Below are 1,308 nucleotides of genomic sequence, written 5' to 3' on the forward strand. Positions count from 1 at the left end.
AGAGCGGACTCGTAACTTGATGGATTCGCAGCCAAGTTAAATGATGGATTGTCGAGGCAGGTAAAGGAGTGCGCTTCGCGCGTCTGATTGGATTGGGTTTTTCAAGGCATGGGCAGGAAGGCTTGAATAGGTTGGATAAAAGAGCGAGGGCAACAGCAAGCGTTTATTGCTGTTGCCCTCCGGGGCATCTTATTCAATGCCTCCTGCACCCGGCTATCCCTTGACAGGTTGCTCCCCAGCAGAGCCTGTCTCCGTTTCACCGGAAGCTTAAAATTTCTCCAGGGACTCAACGATCTTGTTCTCAGGGGCATCTCTGATAGTAATGACCTTGTCCGTCAATTTCTCCAAAACCGCCAGGATCGACTCCAAGACAAGTGCTTCGATTTGATGTTTGATTTTGTCGGCTATCCAAAAATTATCCATGTCGGCTCTCCTTTCGTTCTATTTGGGATGTTTGCGTTGGGCTTTGGCGACCGTAGGTGAGAACAACTCGAAGAACAGGTCGACGTCGATACGCGGCAGGTTCTTTTCGGCGGCGGCTGCGAGCAGCTCGGCGGCCATTTGGTTGAGCACGCGAAGATTATTGGCGGCATGAGCGGCCAGGGTGTGCATCAGTTCGGTGCTCATCAGTTGGCTGTTACCGGCCTGCTCGAGCGCATAGTTCAGATAGTCGAGCAACTGCTGCGGAGACAGGGTTGTGATCACAAGGCGAAGGGCGATACGGCTTCCCAGAGGCAGTAATTCGGCGGATCTGAACCGCTCGGGCAAACGGGTGTCGCCGCACAAGACGGTGAACAGCAGGCTTTGCGAGTCGAAGTGATGGCTTTGCAACAGGCGCAGTTCGGTCAAACAATCGGCCGATACCTGCTGGGCCTCGTCAATGAGCAGCACCGGTCGCAGCAATGTGGATTGGCAGTGGTTCTGCCAGCGGGTACGCAGAGACTTGAACCCGCCATAGCGATTGGCCGGCGACAAGCTGACCTGGAACAGCTCTCCGAGTTCCCGGTAAAAGTCGCTCACCGAACTCTGGGGCCGTTGCATCACCCCAACGCTCAAGTCCGGCACCTGGGCCAGACGGTGGGCGACTTGTTGCAATGTTTTGCTTTTGCCCACTCCCGGCTCACCGGTGATCAGGGCAAAACCGCCTTGGGCGGCCATGGTCTGAACCCGCTGGGCGAAGCGCTCGGTGCCGGGGATCGCATACAGCGCCTCGGGCGGCACATCGGGCAAAAAGGGGTTGTGTTTGAGCCCGTACAGGCTGCGGATTTCACTGTTGTTCATCAGTGTTTTCCTCCATGGGCAAATAGG

2 protein-coding genes are annotated in these 1,308 nt (G+C 55.9%); both read right to left on the minus strand.

All coding sequences use genetic code 11. The features are described 5' to 3' along the window. Nucleotides 1-267: 267 nt before the first annotated feature. Nucleotides 268-423: a hypothetical protein gene (locus MRX98_RS21725; RefSeq protein ID WP_246915246.1), complete on the minus strand. Its 156-nt coding sequence runs from the start codon at nucleotides 421-423 to the stop codon at nucleotides 268-270. A gap of 18 nt (nucleotides 424-441) precedes the next feature. Then, a partial coding sequence (locus tag MRX98_RS21730) for an ExeA family protein (RefSeq protein WP_343217785.1) occupies nucleotides 442-1,308 on the minus strand: 867 nt, incomplete at its 5' end.

Origin of the sequence: Desulfatitalea alkaliphila (assembly GCF_022968795.1) — a bacterium.
Lineage (GTDB): Bacteria > Desulfobacterota > Desulfobacteria > Desulfobacterales > Desulfosarcinaceae > Desulfatitalea > Desulfatitalea alkaliphila.